At 70.6% G+C, this 21,007-nt stretch carries 16 protein-coding genes and 2 pseudogenes; 11 read left to right on the top strand and 7 right to left on the bottom strand.

Annotated elements, in window-relative coordinates:
• Positions 1-59: 59 nt before the first annotated feature.
• The gene (locus A4E84_RS01085) at positions 60-1,871 is read right to left on the bottom strand and encodes a S8 family serine peptidase (RefSeq protein WP_237304752.1); all 1,812 of its coding nucleotides are present in this window, start codon (positions 1,869-1,871) and stop codon (positions 60-62) included.
• 332 nt (positions 1,872-2,203) lie between these two features.
• On the opposite strand from A4E84_RS01085, the gene A4E84_RS01080 reads away from it, so the two are divergent.
• Entirely contained in the window at positions 2,204-2,698 is a 495-nt protein-coding gene (locus tag A4E84_RS01080; protein ID WP_062924726.1) for a MarR family winged helix-turn-helix transcriptional regulator, read from the top strand.
• A gap of 689 nt (positions 2,699-3,387) precedes the next feature.
• Here A4E84_RS01080 and A4E84_RS01075 read toward each other — a convergent pair.
• Positions 3,388-4,734, bottom strand: a complete 1,347-nt coding sequence (locus A4E84_RS01075; RefSeq protein WP_062924725.1) for a jacalin-like lectin — start codon at positions 4,732-4,734, stop codon at positions 3,388-3,390.
• 289 nt (positions 4,735-5,023) lie between these two features.
• Between A4E84_RS01075 and A4E84_RS01070 the strand changes: the two genes are divergently transcribed.
• The 8 genes and pseudogenes from A4E84_RS01070 to A4E84_RS01035 all read left to right on the top strand — a co-directional run bounded on the left by A4E84_RS01070 (position 5,024) and on the right by A4E84_RS01035 (position 15,741).
• Positions 5,024-6,133 (top strand): LacI family DNA-binding transcriptional regulator, encoded by a 1,110-nt coding sequence (locus A4E84_RS01070; RefSeq protein ID WP_062924724.1) that lies wholly within the window; start codon positions 5,024-5,026, stop codon positions 6,131-6,133.
• Positions 6,134-6,476: 343 nt separating this feature from the next.
• Positions 6,477-7,829 carry an ABC transporter substrate-binding protein gene (locus tag A4E84_RS01065; protein WP_062924723.1) on the top strand — a complete coding sequence of 451 codons (1,353 nt, stop codon included), beginning with the start codon at positions 6,477-6,479 and terminating at the stop codon, positions 7,827-7,829.
• A 2-nt stretch (positions 7,830-7,831) separates the two neighbouring features.
• Positions 7,832-8,743, top strand: a complete 912-nt coding sequence (locus tag A4E84_RS01060) for a carbohydrate ABC transporter permease (RefSeq protein ID WP_062924722.1) — start codon at positions 7,832-7,834, stop codon at positions 8,741-8,743.
• Positions 8,740-9,678, top strand: coding sequence for a carbohydrate ABC transporter permease (locus A4E84_RS01055; protein ID WP_062924721.1), 939 nt, complete (start codon positions 8,740-8,742; stop codon positions 9,676-9,678). Before A4E84_RS01060 ends, A4E84_RS01055 begins: the two co-directional genes overlap by 4 nt.
• A gap of 46 nt (positions 9,679-9,724) precedes the next feature.
• Positions 9,725-11,881, top strand: a complete 2,157-nt coding sequence (locus A4E84_RS01050; RefSeq protein WP_062924720.1) for a beta-galactosidase — start codon at positions 9,725-9,727, stop codon at positions 11,879-11,881.
• Between the two features lie 37 nt (positions 11,882-11,918).
• Positions 11,919-13,718, top strand: a pseudogene (locus A4E84_RS01045) (RICIN domain-containing protein); the annotation flags it as partial.
• 803 nt (positions 13,719-14,521) lie between these two features.
• Positions 14,522-15,328, top strand: a complete 807-nt coding sequence (locus tag A4E84_RS01040; protein ID WP_062924719.1) for an MBL fold metallo-hydrolase — start codon at positions 14,522-14,524, stop codon at positions 15,326-15,328.
• Between the two features lie 2 nt (positions 15,329-15,330).
• Complete coding sequence (locus A4E84_RS01035; RefSeq protein WP_213084202.1) at positions 15,331-15,741, top strand: nuclear transport factor 2 family protein; 411 nt, start codon at positions 15,331-15,333, stop codon at positions 15,739-15,741.
• 857 nt (positions 15,742-16,598) lie between these two features.
• On the opposite strand, the gene A4E84_RS42785 is transcribed toward A4E84_RS01035, so the two are convergent.
• From A4E84_RS42785 to A4E84_RS01025, 3 genes are read right to left on the bottom strand one after another with little or no spacing between them, the layout of a single operon-like run.
• Positions 16,599-16,814 (bottom strand): hypothetical protein, encoded by a 216-nt coding sequence (locus tag A4E84_RS42785; RefSeq protein ID WP_159029541.1) that lies wholly within the window; start codon positions 16,812-16,814, stop codon positions 16,599-16,601.
• Between the two features lie 35 nt (positions 16,815-16,849).
• Positions 16,850-17,341 (bottom strand): SRPBCC family protein, encoded by a 492-nt coding sequence (locus A4E84_RS01030; protein ID WP_062924717.1) that lies wholly within the window; start codon positions 17,339-17,341, stop codon positions 16,850-16,852.
• On the bottom strand, positions 17,338-17,730 hold the full coding sequence (locus A4E84_RS01025) for a metalloregulator ArsR/SmtB family transcription factor (RefSeq protein WP_062924716.1): 393 nt from the start codon (positions 17,728-17,730) through the stop codon (positions 17,338-17,340). Before A4E84_RS01025 ends, A4E84_RS01030 begins: the two co-directional genes overlap by 4 nt.
• Positions 17,731-17,853: 123 nt before the next feature.
• On the opposite strand from A4E84_RS01025, the gene A4E84_RS01020 reads away from it, so the two are divergent.
• Both A4E84_RS01020 and A4E84_RS01015 read left to right on the top strand, forming a co-directional pair.
• Positions 17,854-18,384 carry a hypothetical protein gene (locus A4E84_RS01020; protein ID WP_062924715.1) on the top strand — a complete coding sequence of 177 codons (531 nt, stop codon included), beginning with the start codon at positions 17,854-17,856 and terminating at the stop codon, positions 18,382-18,384.
• A 97-nt stretch (positions 18,385-18,481) separates the two neighbouring features.
• Positions 18,482-19,062: pseudogene (locus A4E84_RS01015) on the top strand (zinc-binding dehydrogenase); the annotation flags it as partial.
• Between the two features lie 121 nt (positions 19,063-19,183).
• Here A4E84_RS01015 and A4E84_RS01010 read toward each other — a convergent pair.
• On the bottom strand, positions 19,184-19,906 hold the full coding sequence (locus A4E84_RS01010; protein WP_062924714.1) for a dienelactone hydrolase family protein: 723 nt from the start codon (positions 19,904-19,906) through the stop codon (positions 19,184-19,186).
• A 623-nt stretch (positions 19,907-20,529) separates the two neighbouring features.
• Positions 20,530-20,988, bottom strand: coding sequence for an SRPBCC family protein (locus A4E84_RS01005; protein ID WP_062924713.1), 459 nt, complete (start codon positions 20,986-20,988; stop codon positions 20,530-20,532).
• Positions 20,989-21,007: the final 19 nt, after the last annotated feature.

The following is a 21,007-nucleotide window of genomic DNA, read 5'->3' as shown; positions in this document are numbered from 1 at the left end:
GGCCGGGCGGGCATGCCGCCCGGCCGCGAGGCGCGTAGGCGCCCGGTGCGACGCAGCTGCTAGAAGGTGAGGTTCCAGGCGTTGATCCGCCCGGTGTCCTGCGTGGCGATGTCGCGGACGCGCAGTTTCCACGTACCCGACGCGGTCTCCGACGAGGCGTCGACGGTGTACGTCTTGAGCACGTCGTCCGCGCCGTCGCTGTCCGCGAAGTCCTCCAGGGAGTAGACCGACCCGTCAGGGGCGACGAGGGAGAGCACCAGGTCGCCGCGGTACGTGTGCTTGATGTCCACGCCGACCTTCAGCGCGGCCGGGGCGTTGCCCGGCACACCGGTCACGCTGATCGGGGACTCGACCGTGGCGTTGTCGGCGACGGTGACGTCGGTGGTGGTCTCGAAGTACCGGCCGGGCTGCGGGCCGGTGCCACCGACGGCCTTCAGCGCGTCGACCTGACCCTCCCCGAAGAAGGCGTTCTTCGCCGTGGTGCCGGTGCAGCGGCTGTCCGACGGGCACGCCGTGTCCGTTGCCTGGCTTCCCAGCCGCGCGCGGAGATCAGCGGGGGTGGCCGCCGGGTCGGCACTCTTCAGCAGCGCGGCGACACCCGCCACATGCGGTGACGCCATCGACGTGCCGTTCATGTTGCCGTACTTGCCGCCGGGGAGCGTGGAGTAGACGCCGTAGGCTCCGTCGCCGCCCGGGGCCGCCACGTCGATGACGTCCCGGCCGAAGTTCGAGTAGGACGCCTTGATGTTCCCGTTGCCCATCGCCGCGACGGTCACGACGCCGGGCAGCTCCGTCGGGATGTCGATGCAGGCGTTGGTGATGGTGCGGCTGACGGGGGTGGAGTCGTTCGGGCTCTCCGTGTCTGTGCGCTTGTTCGCCAGGTCGTAGTTGGAGTTGCCCGCTGCCGCGACCTGGAGCGAGCCCTTGCCCTCCGCGTACTCCTGCGCCCGGCGCACACCCTCGATGATGGCTGCCTGGTCAGGGTTGTCGGGGCAGTTGAACATCCACGGGTCCGTGTAATAACTGTTGTTGGTGACGTCGAAGCCGCGGTCACCGGCCCACATGAACCCGCAGATGGTGTTCTCGGCGAAGAACATGCTGGTACTCGGCTCGGCGATGCGCACGGAGGCGATCTTCACGCCCGGCGCGACGCCGACCACTCCCTTGCCGTTCTTCGCGGCGGCGATGGTGCCCGCCACGTGCGTGCCGTGGGTGCCGACGTCACGCCAGGCGCCGGTGCGGGCGTCGGCCTTGCCGTACGCGCAGGAGACGGAATCCGCCGCGTCGAAGTTGGGCGCGATGTCCTGGTGCCGTTCGTCCACTCCGGTGTCCAGAACACCCACCGTGACGGCCGGCGAGCCGGTGCTGACGGCCCAGGCCTTGTCGGCGTTGATCCTGGTCATGTCCCACCGCGCGGTCTCGGTGAGCGTGGTGGACGACTGCGCGGGAGCACCCGGCAGGGTGGGGGAGTAGGCGTCCGCGGGAACGTCCGAGGTGCGGGTCGCGCCCACCTTCTGCACGCCCGGGGCGGAGCGCATCGCGGTGGCGAAGCCGGCGGAGGTGGAGTGCGCGACCACCACGCCGATCGCGTCGTAGTGCGCGAAGACCGAACCGCCGTTCGTCGTCACGGCGTTGCGCGCGGCCGAGGTGTCACCGGGCGCGGTGATGACGAGATAGGAGCGGGTGCCGGCGGCCCACCCGGCGGCACTCTGGGCGAGCGTGGCGGCGCGAGCCGCGGCCGGGCCCGGCGGAAGGCCGGTGTCCACGTCGGCCGCGCCGGCGGGCGTGGCGAGCGCGAGGGCCGCTCCGACAGCGGCGACGGACAGCAGCGGCCGTCTGAGACGGCGCTGGGATATGCGGGGGGTTGTCACAGCGTCCTCCGAGGGCCCGGGGCAAGGGGTGGCGCCGACCGGGCCGTGGGCTGAATGGGTCGACGCAAGATCTCAGATGAGGGCATGACAAGGGAAGAGTCGGCGGCGGATCAATCGCGCTGCGCAGAGAAGTAGTTAACCCGGCTCCGGATTGATCACGGACACTCGCGGCACGACATCCCGAACGGCACCGGGGACGTGACCGGTGCCGCTGCGGGAGGCGATCGAGGCCGGTGGCGACGATCGCGCGCACCTACGTCGGCAGGTGACGACCGGCCAGGGTGCGGCATGATCGGGAGGTGTGTACGGAGGAGCAGAGAGGTGCCGGGGCTGTGAACGAGCGGGCGGAGATCTCGACGCCGGGGGATGCGGCGAACGATGCCCTGGTGCTGGCCTTCGGCCGGCTGCAGGGGGCTGCGAACCGGCTGGAGTACATCCTGGGCCGGGCCCTGGAGGCGGAGTGCGGCATCAGCCATCTGACGTTCGAGGTGCTGCTCATTCTCGGGCGGGCGGGGGAGCCCGGGCTGTCGATGGGGGCCATCGCCCAGGAGCAGGTGCTGACCACGGGAGGGGCTACCCGCCTGGTGGACCGCATGGTGGCGGCCGGTCTGGTCGAACGGGTCGAGGACCCCGGTGACCGGCGTGCGCGCCTGGTGCGCCTGACCGCGCTGGGGGAGGAGACCACGGTCGCCGCGGCCCGGGCACACGTGGAGAACATCAAGCGCTACTTCCTGGCGCCCCTCCCGGTGGACGACCGGGATCGGTTCACCGAGAACCTCCGCATCCTCAGCCACGCAGCACGGGACATGCTGCCCCGGCTCCCCTGACCACCGCCAGGCCGCCGACGCGGTGATCGGCCGGCACGGTGCTCTGGCGGTGCTGCGCCGGCGGGGACTGGGCCGTTCCTGCGCCTGCGCGCGCTGAGCCCCGCGTCAGTGGGGCGACCGGACACCAGGTCCTGGGCCACCGGCCGGCTCCGCCACGCCGGGCGGCTGATGGCGGCCGCAGTCGCCGTGTACGGCTGATAGGGCGCTCATGCCGTGCATGCCGTGCATGCCGTGCATGCCGTGCATGACGGGCCGTCGGGCCGCTCCTGCCGCTGCGCGCGCCGGGCCTCGGGTTCGCGGGTGACCTGGACGACGAGTACTGCACCATCGACCGGCTCCGCCGCGACGATGGACCGCCCCACCGGCCGGAGCGACACCACCGACCGGTTCCACTCCACCGGCCGGGGCTGCCCCACAGGCCGGGCCGCACCATCAGTCGGTTCCACTCCACCGGCCGGGGCCGCACCACCAGTCGGTTCCACTCCGCCGGCCGGGGCTGCACGAATGGCCGGGCCGCACGACCGGCTGGGGCTGCACCAATGGCCGGGCCGCACCACCTGCCGGCCCGCACCACCCATCGGCCCCGCCCCACCGGCCAGGACCTCCCACCCTCCGGCGGCGACAGCCGGTGAGAGGCCGTCGCCGCCGATCGCGGGCCGTCGCTCACGAGAGCCGGCAAGGGGAGCGCGTCAGCGCTTCGTGTAGATGAAGCCCAGCTTGTCGACCTCGTCACCGGCCCGGCCGTGGAACCCGGCGATCTGCCACCCCGACGGCGCCGTGCGTGTGACGCAGTCGGACGTGGTGGTTCCGCCGGACAGGCTCCTGCCGAGGTTGGTGGAGAACCGGGCGGAGAAGATCCGCGTCCGGCCGTCCTTCTGGCCCCGGCACAACTGGGCGGAGCTGAGGTACTCCCCGCTGCCCAGGTTCAGGGACGACGCCGTGCCGCCGGTTCCGCCGTGGCTGATGACCGTGCCGTCGCCGAGTGTCAGGCCGACGCCGTCGACGCGGGTACCGCTGCGCAGCGAGAGGCTGACCGGACGCGCGCCGGCCGGTACGGCGTCGATGTCGGTGTAGTGGGCGCCGTGGGGCCCGCCGAACTGTTCACTGAGCTGGAAGTCCGCGGCGCGCGACCAGGAGAAGTCCACCTTGATCGGGTCGTGGTCGGACAGCATGAGCCCGGCATCGGTGAGGAACCGGGAGTGCTCGTTGTTGTACGAGGTGGCGTTGAGCGACACGAGTTTGCTGTCGCGGTACAGGACCTTGTCCACGACCTCGCAGGTGTTGGGCACGGTAGGGCCGGTCTGGTCGCAGACCAGGGCGTCGCTGCCCTTGGCGGGCGGTGTGCCGCCGCGGATGAGCTGGACCCAGGGGTCGGTCAGACCGTTCGCGGCGGCGAACTCGGCGATGGTGTCGCCGGAGCGCGTGTAGCGCGTGTTGGTGTCGCCCATGACGACGACCGCGTTCCCGGCCGAGTGGGTCTTGATGAAGGCCGTCAGCTGGTTGAGGTTGTCCGCCCGCGAGGCCAGGTCGCCGGGGTTCGTGCCGGCGTTCGTGTGCAGGTTGTAGAAGTCCACGTACACGCCCTCGGCGAGGCGCTGACGGATGAACGTGAACCCCTTGGGCGTGAGGCAGTCACCGGAGTCGAACTGGCAGGACTTCCAGCGCACCCGCTCGAAGTCGTCGGTGTCGTAGGGGAGTTTCGACAAGGTGTTGAGACCGCTGCCGATACCGGCGCCCCCGCTGGTGGGGGTGCGGTACGCGTGCGCGGTGTCCCCGGCGTAGAGAAAGGCGTGGTAGTTGAAGTCCTCCTGGACGTTGACCACGTCGTACGGCGCGATCCGCCGACCGATTTCCGTGGTGGCGGGTTCGCGGGGAGTGGGTGCGGAGGAGATGCTCTCCGGCAGGCCCGCCACGTTGTAGGCGAGGACACTGAAGGATCCGGACACGGGGTCGGCGGCAGCGGCGGGGGACGGGGTCGTGATGAACCCGCCGATCGCGGCTGACGCCACCACGACGGAGGCTAGAAGTCGGCGCATGGAACCGGGACTCCTGACAACGAGGGGTGGGGGGCCGGAACTTACCGGTGGTAACGGCCGGTCGCCTCTCGCTCGCGCAAGCGAGACCGAATCTTGACCGACGGGTCCGGACCAGGGTCGCGGGAGCCCGTGATCCGCGCCCGGCCCGAAGCGATGCTGCGTGATGTCTTGACGGGGCGCGTCCGGCTGCGTTGATATGTCTGCGCAGTCATGACGGCGCAGTCATACCGACGACACCCTCTTCCGCCGCCGCGCCCGGATCCGAGCCACCGCACACCAGGAGACCCCCATGACGCGAGGAACAGGGCGCGGAAAGACCCCCGCCGCACCACGAAGCGTCGACGTGGCGCAGTTGGCGGGGGTCTCCCAGAAGACGGTGTCCCGGGTTCTCAACGGTGAGCGCTACGTCTCGGAGGACGTGCGCCGCCGTGTCCTGGAAGCCGCCGAGCAGCTCGGCTACCGGCTGAACAGCGCGGCACGGGCGCTGGCCTCGGGGCGGACCCGGACCATCGGCGTGGTGGCACTGGGGACAGCCCTGTACGGCCCGGCTTCCCTGCTCATCGGCGTCGAGCGGGCCGCCCGGGACGCCGGGTACGCGCTGAGCGTGGTCAACACGCTCGAAGGCGACCCGGAGGACGTCGGTGGTGCCATGCAGTCGCTGCTGGAGCGGGGCGTCGACGGCATCGTCGTGTCCGAACCGATCGACGAGGGTTCCGTACCGCTCGCCTCCGAGGTCCCGGTGCTCGTCCTCGGCGCCCCGGCCGGCACAGGCGCCCCGGCCTCGGCCATCGCCGCGGGTGTCGACTCCGTGGAGCTGGCCCGCGCCGCCACGCAGCATCTGCTGGACCTGGGACACCGAACGGTGCACCACCTCGCCGGACCACGAAAGTGGTTCGCCGCCCGTGACCGGCAGGCAGGGTGGCGCGCGGCGCTCACCGCGCACGACCGCGAACAGCCGGTGGCCGTCGAGGGCGACTGGTCGGCCGCGTCCGGCTACGAGGCGGGCCGCGAACTGGCCGCCAGGAGCGACCTGACGGCGGTGTTCGCGGCCAACGACGACATGGCCGTCGGACTCATCCGCTTCCTGACGGAGGCCGGGCTGCGGGTGCCCGAGGACGTCAGCGTGGTCGGCTTCGACGACATCCCCTTGGCCGCCTACGTCCTTCCACCCCTGACGACGGTACGGCAGCCGTTCGACGACGTGGCCCGCGAGGGCCTGCGCCTGCTCGTCCACGCCATCGAGAATCCGGCGGCCGAACCGCTGGCGCCACAGAGCCAGCCCGTCGAACTCGTCGTCCGCGCCTCCACCGCGCCGCCGGCCTCCCGCAGAACCCCGGTCCAGATGCGGCCGGCATCTCCGAACCCGGACGGCGAGGCCCACTCACCCCCCGCCGTCTGACACCGGCCCCACCGGGTGGTGTCCGCCCCCGAGCCGTGCACAGGAATCGACGGAACGGCCTCGACCGGCCCACGTCCGTCGGCTCCTCGGACCTCTGCAACTCCGTGCAGGGCCCTGCCACTTCAACTCCGTCCCCGTCGCCGCTCCCGCGCAAGGGACGACCTACGCATGAGCGGTCCCGCTGCCCAGGGCCGCTCCCCCTTCTCCGCCATCCGGCGCTCCTCCGCCCTGCGGGGCTCACCGCTCTGCGGCGCTCTGCCGCCGGTGGCACCCATCGTTTCCGTCCCTTCCATCGCTCCGGCGGGAGTCCCACGTGCCCAGAACAGTTCTTTCCTCGCCCCTCATGAGCCGTCGCCTCTTCCTCACCGCCACCGGAGCGGCCTCCCTCGGCGCGGCCCTGTCCGCGTGCGGCGGCGACGGCGGCGGAATCGGTTCCTCCGCCGAGCCGGTCGGCAAGGCCGACATCGACAAGGCGATGAAGACGCCGACCGAGCTGACCTTCTGGACCTGGGTCCCCGACATCCAGCAGGAGGTCGCCCTCTTCGAGAAGAAATACCCCGCGATCAAGGTCAACGTCGTGAACGCCGGTCAGGGCGTCAAGCACTACACGAAGCTCAGGACCGCCCTCAAGGCCGGCACCGGCGCACCGGACCTGGCACAGATCGAGTACCAGGCGATCCCGACGTTCACGATCACCGACAGCCTGCTCGACCTGCGCCCGTACGGGGCCTCCACGCTGAAGGGCGAATTCGTCGACTGGACATGGGGGCAGGTCAGCGGCCCGGGCGGCGAGGTCTGGGCGATCCCCCAGGACACCGGCCCGATGGGCATGCTGTACCGCAAGGACGTCTTCGACAAGCACGGCATCCAAGTCCCCACGACCTGGGATGAGTTCGCCGAGGCGGCGCGCAAGCTGCACAAGGCCGACCCGGACGTCTATCTCACCAACCTCGCCGCCAACGAGGCCGCCGCCTGGCACGGACTGCTGTGGCAGGCGGGCGCCAAGCCGTACGGACTGTCCGGCAAGAGCGACATCGCCATCAGCGTCGACGACGCCGTCTCCAAGAAGCTCGGCACCTATTGGGGCGGCCTCGCCCGGGAGGGTGTCATCAGCACCGACCCGGACTTCACCGACGGCTGGTACGCCGGCTTCAACAAGGGCAAGTACGCCACCTGGCTCACCGCCGCCTGGGGACCGGCCTTCCTCTCCGGCTCGGCCAAGTCCACGGCGGGCAAGTGGCGGGCCGCCCCGCTCCCGCAGTGGGACGCGGCCAAGCCCGCCTCCGGCAACTGGGGCGGCTCGACCACCGCCGCCATCCGCTCGACCAAGAACCCCGTGGCGGCCGCCCAGTTCGCCCAGTTCCTCAACAGCGACCCCGCCAGCGCGAAGATGTTCGCCACCCGGCAGTCCTTCTTCCCCGCCACCAGGACACTGCTCACCGACCCGTCGTTCACCGGCGACCTCCCGTCCTTCTACGGCGGCCAGAAGGTCAACCAGCTGTTCGCCTCCATCGGCGACACCGTCGACGACGCCTTCCAGTGGCCGCCGTTCCTCGACCAGGCGGCCACCGACTGGACCGAGACCGTCGGCAAGTCCCTCGCCGACCGGACCGACACGGCCGCCGCGCTCGGCACCTGGCAGACCCGTCTGACCACGTATGCCAAGAAGCAGGGCTTCACCGTCAAGGGAACGTGACCATGACCGCCACCACCGCACCCCAGGCCCGCAGGCCGAAGCGGGCAGGTCCACGCCGCCTGGCGGGCCCGGCGTTCATCGCCCCGTTCATGGTCCTGTTCCTCCTCCTCTTCCTCGCCCCCCTCGGCTACGCCGCCTACCTCAGCCTCTTCCAGGAACGCCTCATCGGCGGCACCGTCTTCGTGGGCCTGGACAACTACGTCACCGCCCTGACAGACCCCCAACTCCTCTCGGGCATCGGCCGGGTCGCCCTGTTCTTCGCCCTCCAGGTCCCGCTGATGCTGCTCCTCGCCCTGCTGTTCGCCCTCGCCCTCGACAGCGGACTGCTGCGCTTCGCCCGGCTGATCCGGCTCGGCATCTTCGTGCCGTACGCCGTCCCGAGCGTGGTCGCCGCCCTGATGTGGGGCTACCTGTACGGGCCGGACTTCGGTCCGTTCGCCCAGCTGGGCCGCGAACTGGACGTCCCGGTACCCAACTTCCTCAGCGAGGGCTGGATGCTCGGCAGCCTGGCGAACGTCGTCACCTGGGAGTTCGTCGGCTACAACATGATCATCCTGTACGCGGCCCTGCGCACCATCCCGCACGAGCTGTACGAGGCTGCCGCGATGGACGGGGCGGGCCCCTGGCGCGTCGCCCGCTCCATCAAGCTGCCGGCTCTGAAGCCCGCCCTGCTGCTGACCCTGCTGTTCTCCGTGATCGGCAGTTTCCAGCTGTTCAACGAACCCAACCTGCTGATGAAGATCGCCCCCGACGTCATCAGCAGCTCCTACACCGCCAACCTCTACGCCTACTCCCTCGCCTTCACCGGCCAGCAGGTCAACTACGCGGCCACGGTGTCCTTCCTCCTCGGCCTCCTCATCGTGATCGCCTCCTACGGCCTCCTGCTCACCGCGAACCGCAGGAGGACCCCGTGACCACCACCACGCCCCCGGCACCCGCCGCCCCTGCCGCCGTACGCCGGGCGCACGTCCGGTACCGCCGGCCCAGCCGCCGCTCACGACCCCGCCGCAGCACCCCCCTGACGATCGCCATGCTCGCGGCCCTCGCCTACTTCCTGCTCCCGTTGTTCTGGCTGATCATCGCCTCCACCAAGAGCGCCCAGGACCTGTTCGACAGCTTCGGCCTGTGGTTCTCGCACAGCCCGCGGCTGCTGACGAACGTCGAGAGCACGTTCACCCAGAGCGACGGGGTCTTCGCGCGCTGGCTGCTGAACACCGTCGGGTACGCGGGGGTCAGCGCGATCGGCGCGGCCTTCCTCGCGGCGGCGGGCGGCTACGGCTTCGCCAAGTTCCGCTTCCGCGGCGACCGGCTCGCCTTCAACCTGGTGTTGGGCGCCGTCATGGTGCCGACCACCGCCCTGGCGATCCCGACCTATCTGCTCTTCGCCGAGGCGGGCCTGGTCAACACCCCCTGGGCCGTCATTCTGCCCTCCCTCGTCAACCCCTTCGGCCTCTACCTCATGCGGGTCTACGCCGCCGACGCCGTCCCGGACAGCCTGCTGGAAGCCGCCCGTATCGACGGCGCCGGCGAGGCACGGATCTTCTTCCGGATCGTGCTGCGGCTGCTGGCCCCCGGCCTGGTGACCGTGCTCCTGTTCACCCTGGTCGCCACGTGGAACAACTACTTCCTGCCGCTGATCATGCTCAACGACCCGAACCTGTACCCGATCACGGTCGGCCTGTCCTCCTGGGCCGAGCAGGCGCAGAACGGCGGCGGCGGGGTGAGCAGCGACATGATCGCCCTGGTGGTGACGGGCTCTCTGGTCTCGATCGTCCCGCTCGTCGTGGCCTTCCTGCTGCTGCAGCGCTACTGGCAGAGCGGTCTGGCCACCGGCAGCGTCAAGCAGTAGGACGCGCGGCCCTCGAATCCCCCCTTCTTTCACGGAGGTTGTCCCCATGGCGGATCTGCCCGCCCGCGTCCTGTTCGGCGCCGCGTACTACCACGAGTACCAGCCCTACGACCGCCCTGCGCAACGTCTCAAGACCGACCTCGCCCTCATGGCCGAGGCCCACGTCAGCGTCATCCGGGTCGGTGAGTCGGTGTGGTCGACCTGGGAGCCCGCGAACGGCCGTTTCGAGCTCGACTGGCTCCAGCCCGTCCTGGACGGCGCCCACGAGAACGGCATCTCCGTCGTCCTCGGCACCCCGACGTACGCGGTGCCGCCGTGGCTGGCCCGGCAGTACCCGGAGATCACCGGGGAGCGCCGCACCGGTGAGCGCATAGGCTGGGGCGCCCGCCAGGAGGTGGACTTCACCCACCCCGCGTTCCGCTTCCACGCGGAGCGGGTCATCCGCGCCATCGCCGCCCGCTACGCCGGCCACCCCGCCCTCATCGGCTGGCAGGTCGACAATGAACCCGGCCTGGAACTCTTCCACAACCACGGTGTCTTCCAGCGCTTCGTCGACCACCTGCGTCAGACGTACGGCGACGTCGAGACCCTCAACCGCGAGTGGGGGCTGGTCTACTGGTCCCACCGCCTGTCGACCTGGGCGGATCTGTGGACGCCCGACGGCAACGCCCAGCCGCAGTACGACGTCGCCTGGCGGGCGTTCCAGGCCCGGCAGGTCACCGAGTTCATCGGCTGGCAGGCCGGCATCGTGCGCGAGTACGCCCGACCCGAGCACTTCGTCACCACGTGCATCTCCTACACTCGCCCCGCCGTCGAGGACGACGAGCTGACCGACCGCCTCGACATCGCCTCCGGCAACCCCTACTACGACATGCAGGACGGCCTGCTGCTGCCCGACCCCACGCCCGACGACCACGAGCAGAAGTGGAAGACCACCGGCGTGTGGGCGCTGTACCGGACGGCCGACTGGATGTTCTCCTCCCGCCAGGCTCCGTTCCTGGTCACCGAGACCAACGCCGGCTCGATCGGTGAACCCTGGAACAACCACCCCGGTTACGACGGCCAGTGGCGGCAGGCCGCCTGGGCACTCGTGTCACGTGGCGCCCGCATGATCGAGTACTGGCACTGGCACACCCTGCACTTCGGCGCGGAGACCTACTGGGGCGGCATCCTGCCCCACACCGGGCAGCCCGGCCGCATCTACGGCGAACTCGCCCGGCTGGGCGCCGAGTTCGAGCAGGCCGGGGGACTGGTCGCCGGACTCGAACCGGACGCCGACATCACGTTCGTCTATTCCACGCCCAGCAAGTGGCTGATGCAGAAGTACCCTCCGCTGGCCAAGCCGGACGGCGAGCCGGACCCGGCCGCCTACCACCGCATCCTCGATCCCTTCTACCGCGGCGCCTTCGACACCGGCCGCCAGGTCCGCATCGTCCACGCGCGGCAGTTGCACGATCCCCGGGGCGAGAGAGGGGGAGCGTCCCCCGAGGAAGCCGTACACCGCCACCCGGTCCTGGTCGTCCCGGCGCTGTACATGGCCCATGACGAGACGCTCGACTGGCTCGCCGCCTACGCGCACGCCGGCGGGCACCTGCTCCTCGGCCCCCGCACGGGTTACGCCGACCACGAGGCCCGGGCCCGTCACGAGCCGGCGCCCGGACGGCTGGCCGACGCCGCGGGCGTCCACTACGACGAGTTCAGCAACCTGAGGACCGCGGTGCCGGTCCGGTCCGTGGCCGGTGGCCCCCTGCACCTGCCGGGTGACGCGACGGCCACCCGCTGGGCCGACGCACTGACCGTCGCCGGCGCCGACGTCCTCGTCGAGTACGACCACCCGCACTTCGGGCGCTGGCCCGCCGTCACCACCCGCCGTCACGGAGCCGGCCGCATCACCTGCGTGGGAACGGTGCCCGGCCGCGCCCTCGCCCGGGCGCTGGCCGTCTGGCTCGCCCCCGAGCCCCGCAGCGGCTGGCGGAACCTCCCGGCGGCCGTCACAGCCACCACCGGCACGTCCCCCGACGGCCGACACGTCCACGTGGTTCACAACTGGGCCTGGGAGCCCGCCCTGTGCACGGCACCCGCGCAGCTGTCCGACGCCCTGTACGGCGACGTGACACCCGCCGGAGAGCCGGTCGAACTCGGCGCGTGGGACGTACGCGTCTTCGTCTCAGCATCCGACGTACAGGAGGCACAGGACGGATGAAAGGAGCCGCACCCGTGGTCGTCTTCGAGGAGGGGTCATGAGAAGAAGCAGGACACGCAGGGCGCTGGGCACCTTCGCCGCGGCATCCGCGCTGCTGGCGGCCCCTGCCGCCGGGGCACAGGCGTACAACCCGACCGGCGGGATCATGTACCAGCTCGGCGACGAGCCCTGCCTCAAGGGGCGCGGCAACTGCGCCGTCTACCCCAAGTCGGCGCAACTGCCGAGCGGCCGCCTGGTCGCCTCGTTCGAGAAGGCCACCGTCGTACCGAGGACCGGAAGCGCCGACGGCGAGACCCTGCCCGTGTACAAGAGCGATGACCACGGCACCTCCTGGCAGGCACTGTCCGAGGTCGAGGCACCGGCCTACCTCTCCACCGATCCCAGGTACGCCAAGTACACCAGCAACTGGACGAACCCCTATCTCTACGTGCTCCCGCAGAACGTCGGACCGCTGAAGGCGGGCACGCTGCTCCTGGCGAGTGTCGTCTCCGGAGACGACGACTACTACAAGGAGCACAAGGCGGCCGACCCGAACTGGACGCCGTCCAACGACGGGGACCGCGCAGACCTGGCGATCGCCCTGTACTCCAGCACGGACGAGGGCCGCACCTGGAAGGTCGTCAACGTCGTCACGACCGGCGGCCGGCAGGGCGGCAGCGCGGGCGCGGTCGGTCGGAACATCGCGGCCGCGAACCGGTACCGGCAGGTCGATCCCGTCTGGGAGCCCTACCTGATGGTCCACCAGGGCAAGCTGGTCTGCTACTACTCGGACGAGAGCGACTTCACCGGCTTCGATCCGGTCACCGGGGTCGCGAAGCGCGACCCGGCGAACGACACCGCCACCGACTCCCACGGCCAGCTCCTCCTCCACCGCACCTGGGACGGCCGCAGCGCGCAGTGGAGCGATCCCGTCGTCGACGTCGCCGGCCGCCCCGTGGACATGGGCGGCGGGAAGACGGAGATCGGCGGCGGGCGGCCGGGCATGACCAACGTGGTGCCGACGACGGACGGCAAGTGGCTGCTCACCTACGAGGACTGGGGCGGCGGGGCCAACGTGAAGTACGTGATCGCCGACGACCCGCTGAAGTTCTTCCGGGGTTCGTCCGGCAACGCCATCACCTCACTGAAGGTCGACGCCGGTTCCCGGCCCCTCGCCACCGGCGGCAGCCCCGTGATCATCCGGCTGCCCGACGGGCGCCTCGTCTACAACGCCGCCGGCAGCGGCAACGTCTGGGTCAACGAGAGCGGCCGCAGCGACGGCGTGTGGAAGGAGTACCAGACGACCTCGCGGGCCGGCTACAGCCGCAACCTGCAATACGTCGAGGGCACCGGCCGCATCTCCGTCCTCAACAACCAGGGAACCTCGCAGATAGCCTTCGCCGAGGTCGACCTCGGCCGCTCGGACGGCGCCTACTTCCAGCTCGTCAACCGGAAGACCGGCCAAGTGATCGGCACCGGCGGCAGGACCAACGACGCGAACATCGGCAACGCCGATGTGCCGGACATCGTCCTGGAGGACGCCGGAGCGGCGGCGAACGAGGCCACCCAGTCCTGGCACGTGGTGACCGAGCCGCAGGGCGGCGTCACCCTGCTGAACAAGTCGGGAGGCCGGGCAGCGGCCATCTGGACGGGCAGCGCGACGCCCGGCCAGAAGATCGGGCAATGGGTCGACAACAGCCCTGCGGGCACCTGGAACATGATCAGAACCGCCGACGGCTCCTACAAGTTCCAGGCGGCCAAGAACACCGGCGTGTACCTGACGGGAGCGTCCCGAGGCGCCGCGCTGACCCTGCAGAACGCGTCCGGCGACGGCTCGCAGGACTGGCGCCTGGTCCAGCAGGCCCCGGCCCGCGCCGAGCTGACGCAGGCCCGGCACGCACCGGGGCTGATCGCGGCGCCGCGCGTCGGTCGGACCGTGCGGCTGGCCGCCACGGTGCCCCACCGGGGCGGCACGGACCGGCACACGAACACGGCGGGCCGGGCGTACGCGCTGACGTCGCGCGGGAGAACCGCCGATCTCGGTCCGGTCTCCTTCGACCAGGACGGGAAGGGCGCGGTGACCCTGCCGAAGGCGTTCGTCCCCGGCACCGCGTTCAAGGTCGCGGTGGTATTCGACGAGGCTCCGCTGATCTGGGACGCGGCGATCGTGCGGTGAGACGGGGCGGGGTGCGCCGACCGCTCGGCTCACCCCGCCTCCGGTCGCCCAGTCGGGGACCCTTCGCTCCCCGGCTTCCGTCGACCTGTACGTGATCATGGATAATTATCTGACACGTCAGGTACTGTTGAGTCAGGTGAATCGCCACACCAGGCGGATGCCCCACCGTCATGCCGAGGTCCCCGATGAAGCTCGTCCACGTTCTCGACGCCTACTGCGGCTGGTCCCACGGGTTCTCCCGGCCGCAGCCGCCGTGATCGCCGCCTTCGAAGCCCCTGGACACAGCAGGCGACCGAGGCCGATCTCCGCCGGGCCGCCGACCTGGGAGTCACCGGCTTCCCCACGCTCCTCGCCGCCGACGGCGACCGGTTCACCCCTCTCGCCCGCCAAAACGCCACCACGGCCGAGGTCGAGCAGCCACCTCGGCCCTCCGCGCCCAGTGAGCTCCCCCGTCCCCAGCCACCCCTCCCCACAAGGAACCAACAATGAGCAACCTCTCCTTCAAGGTCCTCGACCTCGACTTCCCCCCCGGCAGCAAGAACAAGACCGCCACCCTCGTCACCGGCGAGCACGAGGCCCTCCTCGTGGACGCCGCCTTCACCCGAGCCGACGGCCACCGCCTGGCCGCGGAGATCCTCGACTCCGGCAAGAAGCTGACCACGGTCTTCGTCAGCCACGGCGACCCCGACTTCTACTTCGGCGCGGAGGTCCTGGCCGACGCATTCCCGGAGGCGAGGTTCGTGGCGACCCCGATCGTCATCGAGCACATCCGGCACTCCTACGAGGGCAAGCTCACGGCGTGGGCGGCGGTGGGCGAGAACCTGCCCACCCGCCTGGTCGACCTGGAGCCCCTGACCGGTGACCTCACCCTCGAAGGGAACCGCTTCGAGCTCAGGGGCGGCCCGGAGACGCTCCCCGACCGCCACTACCTGTGGCAGTCCGAGCACCGCGCGATCCTGGGCGGCGTACTGCTCTTCCAGCGGGAGCACGTCTGGGTCGCCGACACCCCCACCCCCGGCGACCGTTCGGCGTGGATCGGCCTGCTGGACGAGATGGCCGCCCTGGAGCCGGAGCTGGTCGTCCCCGGCCACCGCCTGCCCGGCGCTCCCGCCGACGCCTCCGCCATCGCCGCGACCCGCGAGTACCTGGTCGCGTTCGAGCAGGAGCTGGGCAAGGCGGCCGACGGCGCCGCGCTCACCGACGCCCTCGTCGAGCGCTACCCGGACAACGGCATGCTGATCGCCGCTCAGATCGGTGCGAAGGTCGCCAAGGGCGAGATGAAGTGGGGCTGACGATGAGCGAGTTCGCCACGTCCACGGCCCCGGCCGACGTCGTACGCCGCCAGTACCTGGCCTCGGCGGCCGGCGACCTTGCGGCGCTGCGGGCCACGCTCGCCCCTGACGTGGAGTGGACGGAGATGGCCGGCTTTCCCCTCGCCGGCACCTACCGCACCCCCGAAGGTGTCACCGCCGGCGTCATGGAGAGGCTCGGTGAGGACTGGGACGGCTGGACCGCCCACGACGACACCTACGTCGCCGACGGTGAGAACGTCGTCGTCCTCGCCCGCTACACCGCGACCCACAAGACCACCGGCAGACTGATCGACGTCCGGGTGGCCCACCACTTCGTGGTGCGCGGCGGCCTGATCGTCCGCTTCGAGCAGTTCACGGACACCGCGCTCGTCCGCGACGCGATGAGCCGGTGAGGCCCTTCTCGTGAATCCGGCCGTCGTCCGCGAGCGACGTCAGACCACCTCGTTCAATGCGGCCTGCATCTGCGACGCTTCGACGTCGCGCGTGACGGCCTGGGCGAGCAGCGTCACCAGCCGCCCTACGCAGACCAGCACGACCTCGGCCGACAGTGAGGCAGAGACGTGAGGCGCGGAGTCGGACGCCCCGGGGGAGTGGCACGGATCACTGCCGACGCCGGGGAGGTGCGGAACAACAACAGCTGGTGGCCCGTTGAACAAACCGTGGGTGCGGATGGGACAGTGTCCCCGGGCCTCACCATTCGCCCACTGGGACGATCGTTCGGCTGAAGCCCTGTGGAGCCCTTCGCCGCGAGGCGACCGCCCTCCGCGCCCACCACCGGACCGCCCCGGCCGTGATTCCCCCGTCCGGCCGGGGCTTTCCTCGCTTCTCCAGGACGAAGACCGGCTTGTGGCCGGCGCGGCCGGAGGTCAGCACGTCGGGAAAGCCGCGGCACGGGTACTCCGACGGATGCTCAGTGATCCACCGGAGACGCCTCAGCCGGTGAAGGGGTCTTCGAGTGTCGGGATGCACGGAGACAGCAGTGCCTCCGTGTGCTGTGTGACCATGCCCCACATACTCGAAAAGCTCGACCACATCAGGCGACGTGCGGTGGTTGGAACAGCCTCCGAGATGGATGATCGGCTCGCAGTTCATGTACCTGAGGTCCAGCAGGTAAGGGCTGGTCCAGGTCGCGCCGAAGTCGACGAAGGGGAGTTCGGGAAGGGGGTCCGTCCACGTCGAGGAACAGTATGGGTCGGCTCACGGTTTCCCCCTGCTATGCCGGGGCGTCCCAGCATCCCCTTCGATAGGTCTACAGCCAGATACCAACCGCCAGGCTCACCGTCGAAACGGTGGCCAGAACACCACAGGTGAACCTGATCATCGCTGGCGTCAAGAGCCGATTGCTTCCCGGTCCGTTGGCCATGCAGCCGTGGATTCGCCATGCGGCATCGCGGTAGTTGAGCGCCACGAGCAAAGTAGCCGCCGAGAAGGCCAGATTCCAGCCGAGCCCTGCCCATCCACCCATCGATTCTCTCCCAGGTCAGAGGCGAAAGGCCGAGCTTAGGCCAAGGACTCGAAGTACGCCTTCTGCGCGGGGTAGTAGTCCTCGAAGTCAGGCCGCGGCCCGTCCGTGCGCGCGGCGGTGAGCATGTCCAGGTAGTACTCCCAGCCCGGGCCGGTATCGCCGAGGTGCTCTGTGGAGGCGAGATGCTGGACCAGACGGAGCTCAGTGGCGCCATCGGACTCGGCCAGCAGAAGCTCCATCGACCAGGATCCTGCCTCGTCCTCCATCGAGACGGCGAGGCGGCGCGGCGGTTCGCAGGCTTCGATCCGGAGTGGGCACCAGGGCGCCGATTCCTCGAAGACCAGCTGCACCTCGACCGTGTGGCCGGGCGCGGCCCGACCACGCCACGGACCGAACCAGCGGGCGGTGCGCTCGGGCTCGGTGACACTCGCCCAGACGTCCTCGGCCGGTGCGCGGTAGAGGCGGGTGAGGACGAGGTCGTGCCCCGTCGGCGTGGGGATGAGTCGTCCGGTGGGCTCAAGGGTCATGCCGTGTCCTCCTTGGGATGGCGCGCGATGTTCTGATCAGCAGTGGGCTCAGTCCGACTGCGGTCCCGTCGAGTGCGGTAGATCTCGGTCTCCAACGCCGCCAGATGCTGTGACCAGCCGACACGCTTGGTATCGAACTGGGCGAGCCAGGCGCCGAGGTCACCCAGCCGGGAGCTGACGAGCGAGTAGCGCCGATGGCGTCCGGTCTGCTGGTCTCGGACCAGACCGCTTTCCCGCAGCACGCGGAGATGGCGGCTGACCGCGGGCCGGCTGATGTCGAACCGGGCAGCGATGTCGCCTGCCGTCAGCGGGGTGACTCGCAACATCATCAGGATCTCCCGCCGTACGGGATCAGCGATGGCGTCCGCTACCTCGCTCAGTCCGTCCACCCCAGAAGCGTAACCTATAGGTTACGCGTTAGCGGGCGAATCTCCGTCCTCCGCCGAACGGGGGAGAACGGACCGCCGTTGCGGACGACGCGCTGCTGACGCGTCCCCGGACAGCATGGAGTCATGACCGCAGCAGCCGCTTCTGCCCCCGCCGTGCCTCTCTGGGCCCGCCGAGCCGCCCACGCCATAGCCCTGTGCGCAGCCCCGTCCGGCCTGTGGCGCATCGCCATGGCGTCCGGGGCCCATGTCGGCTACAGCGACCAGGTCCTGCGGGACGTCTTCGACATCCCGGGATGGGGCATCGCATACGTCGTCGGCCTCTCTGTCCTCACCGAGCTGGCCGCCTTGTTCCCGCTGCTTCTCGTCAGCGACCGGTGGCGGCCGCTGCGGCCCAGGAGCCTCGCCGCGCTGGCCTGGACCGCCTCGGCCGTCCTGGTCCCGGTAGCACTGTGGCAACTCGTGGTCGCCTTCACCGTCGAGAGCCGGACGTACTTGTCCAGCGGTACGGCCCAGACCGTCTGGGGCATCGCTTTCGCTCCGCTGGTCGCCATCCCGGTTCTCATGACAGCGGTGACCTGGTCATACACAAGTCGGCACAGGGCAGGGCGCCGGTTCCTCGGCGACGGTGATACCGAGCGCGGTGTGGTCGGCTGACAGCGACGACGAGTCGTGTGCGACGGCAGCGCCAGTGCTGGTGGCGGATTGTGCTCTGAGGGCGCAGCCTCGTCTCAGCGCGCTGAGGAAACCCTCCCGCCTCATCACCGGCCGGAAGTTCCCGCAGCGCGTCGGGCTGGACTTCACCGGCGAAGTCGCCGCGCTCGGCACTGGCGCGACCGGCGTAGGGGTCGGTGACCAGGTGTGGGGCGTCCTGGGCCGCAGCTCCGGATTCGGCAGCGCCGCCGAGTACGTGACGGTACGGCCCGAGCGGCTCGGCCGGGTCCCGGACGGGCTGGACCTCGTGGCCGCCGCCGCGCTGCCGGTGGGCACCACGGCCGTCACGGCTCTCCGCGACAAGGCCGCACTGCGCCCCGGCGAACGGCTGCTCGTACGGGGCGCGGCGGGCGGCGTCGGCAACGCCGCCGTCCAGCTCGGACAGGCGTACGGCGCCGAGGTCACTGCCCTGGCCCGCACTGCCAACCTCGACTTCGTGCGTGGGCTCGGTGCCCACCACGCCGCCGACCACCGGACCGTGTCCCCTGCGGAACTGGGTTGTTCGACGTGGTCCTCGACACGGCGGGCACCGACCTGCGTGCCGTACGGCGGATGCTGAAGCCTGGCGGACGCATGGTCACCATCGCCTTCGACCTGACGCGGCCCGCCGCCTCGCTGGGCTAACGTCGCCATGCTCCTGGGTCTCGTCCCCGTCACCCTGGGATGGCAGGCCCGCTCCCGCCGAACCGGGTGACCGGGACCGGCCCCGCCTCCTGTCTGATCCCCGCCGGACGGCCGGGCCTCACTTCAGGTGCCGGTCCAGGAACCGGCAGCCGTCCTCCAGCTCGAACCACGGGGTGCCGGTGTGCCCTCCCAGATTTGCGTGCAGCGTCTTCTCCTCGCTGCCGAAGGCGTCGAACAGGTCCAGGGCCCGTTGCCGGGGGTTGCCCTCGTCGTCCCACTGCAACAGGAACAGCAGCGGGATGGTGACCTGCCGGGCCTCCTCGCGCTGGGCACGGGGCACGTAACCTCCGGCGAAGAAGCCTGCGGCCGCGATGCGCGGCTCGACCACCGCCAGCCGGATGCCGAGGGCGGTCCACCCACCGGAGTAGCCGACCGGCCCGCCGATCCCGGGCAGTTGGAGGAGGGCGTCCAGAGTGGTCTGCCATTCCGGGACCGCGTTGTCGACCAGTGGGCCGATGAGGGACTCGAAGATCTCGTCGACCGGCTCGCCGGCCCGCATCGCCCGTCGGAGGTCGGCACGGGCCTGCTCGTCCGCGGCGGAACGGGAGCGGCCGCCGCACCCGGCGGCGTCGATGGTGGCCACGGCGTAGCCGCGCGCTGCGGTGTAGCGGGCCCGGGCCACCAGCCGGGGGTCCGCCTTGGGCAGGCCGTTGTTGTGGGCCATCAGGACCAGCGGGGCCGGTGCGGATCCAGGCTTCCACAGGGTGCCGGGAATCTCGCCGAGGGTGAAGGCGCGCTCGACGACACCGTCGTCGAGAAGCTGTTCAGAAGTGAATTGCACGGTCGTGCCTTTCGGGAGGGCGCTTGAACGGCGCTCCCGGACGACCTACCGCCCGACCGTGACCCCGGAGAGGAGCACCCATGTCGACACTGCGTTCACGGGTACCACCTCCTTGTTCTCTCGCACGGCCTTCGGGAGATTAGCAACGGTCGCCATGGCCCGCGACCGGTTTTCGCGGAGACTCCCTGGCCGGATGCCCCACCCGACCCGGACGGGCCGAGACTCGACCTGGCCGTGGCCCGCCGCAAGGCCACCGCCCGGTGTTCAGCCGGCCCAGTGCCGAGGGCCGCCGCGAGTTCGACGTCGTCAGCTTCGACCCGCGCGCCGTGGGCGGCAGCAACCCGGTGACCGGTTCAGGAGACCTGCTCGCCCGGCGACCGTCGCCGGTGCTGAAGAGCCAGGGGACTTCGCTGCCCCGTGGCGTACGACAGGCGGCTACCCGCCGACTGGCGGGCCTACCGGCCCGGTGTCCGGCCACCTCGACACCGGCCAGACGGTCCGGGACGTGGCCGCCCTCCGCGCGCCGCCCTCGGCGAGCGGAAACTGGGCCGTGGACAGCTATCTTCACCGACCTGGCGGCCCCACCACGAGGCAGCAGCTGCCCTGCCCTGCCCGGGACTCGGTCAGCGCGGCGGGACCGCCGCCTCAGCGGCTGCCTTGATCCGGGCACCGAAGGCAGGGGCGTCCTTGCGGGCGGCGGTGAGTGCCAGGCCGACGAGCAGCTTGCCGAGTCCATGGCCCTCCAGCACGTTGTGGAGACGGACCCGCGTCCTGCCGTCGGCCAGCGGCTCCAGGTCGTAGCCGCCCTCGGCCACCGCCACGCTGTTCTTGGACACCTCGGTCCACCGGATCCGCGTCGGGGCGTCGAGCTCGGTGATACGGAACTCCCTGGCCGACTTCACGCCGGCGTCCTTGACCGTGCTGCGGAAGACCGTTCCCACGGCGGTCGGTGTCTCGGGAACCCGCTCGATCCTCAGCACTCGGGGGCTGAACTGCGGATCGTTGTGCCCGTCGGCGAGGTAGTCGAACACGGCCTCGACGGGCCGGTCGATCTCGGTGGTCGCTTCGAACTGTCCTGACATGAGGGCTCCTCGGTCACCG

Origin of the sequence: Streptomyces qaidamensis (assembly GCF_001611795.1) — a bacterium.
Lineage (GTDB): Bacteria > Actinomycetota > Actinomycetes > Streptomycetales > Streptomycetaceae > Streptomyces > Streptomyces qaidamensis.
Note: the sequence above shows the minus strand (reverse complement) of the source record. Positions and strands in the feature narration are given on the sequence as shown.